At 48.8% G+C, this 596-nt stretch carries 1 protein-coding gene; it reads right to left on the bottom strand.

Annotated features, from left to right (window positions below; translation table 11 throughout):
* Window positions 1-596 (bottom strand): branched-chain amino acid transport system II carrier protein (locus R7Q46_RS28585; protein ID WP_318078496.1); only part of this gene is annotated, 596 nt, incomplete at both ends.

Here is a 596-nt window from a genome sequence, read left to right as displayed (position 1 = left end):
GCTGCCTGCGGTTGTTACGCCAATCGCTGTGGTCAAACAGGCCAATACCATGACTGCACCCAACAACACCGAGCCAAACGCACCAAAGTGGTTGAAGGTGAACGCCGTTAAAATATCGCCACCATTGCTAAACTCTGAACCTAAGTAAGAGCTAGTGGAACCGATGTAAGACAACGAAATGTAAACAAACGCCATCGCGACAGCGTACATTAAGGCTGCAATTAGAGTGTATTTCGCCGTTGCTTTCGGGCTGTCCACTCCCATGCTGCGAATAGCACGGAAAATGATCCAACCAAAGCCAATTGAGCCCAACGCATCCATCGTCATGTACCCTTGCGTCAGACCTTCTGCAAACGCACCACTCACGTATGGGCCACTGGCTTGTGTCAACTCACCTGCTGGGTAAATCAAGGCAGTGACAGACATGATGATCAAAATCGCCATTAACGCCGGTGTTAGGATTTTGCCTAAGTTATCAACCAACTTACCTGGGTAAAGCGCAAACCAAATGGTTGCTACACAAAAGGCAATCGTAAACGGCACTAATGCCGCCTCACCAAAGATTGGGGCGAAGCTAAATTGATAGGCGACGGTAA

The organism is Vibrio sp. 811, assembly GCF_033339195.1.
Note: the sequence above shows the minus strand (reverse complement) of the source record. Positions and strands in the feature narration are given on the sequence as shown.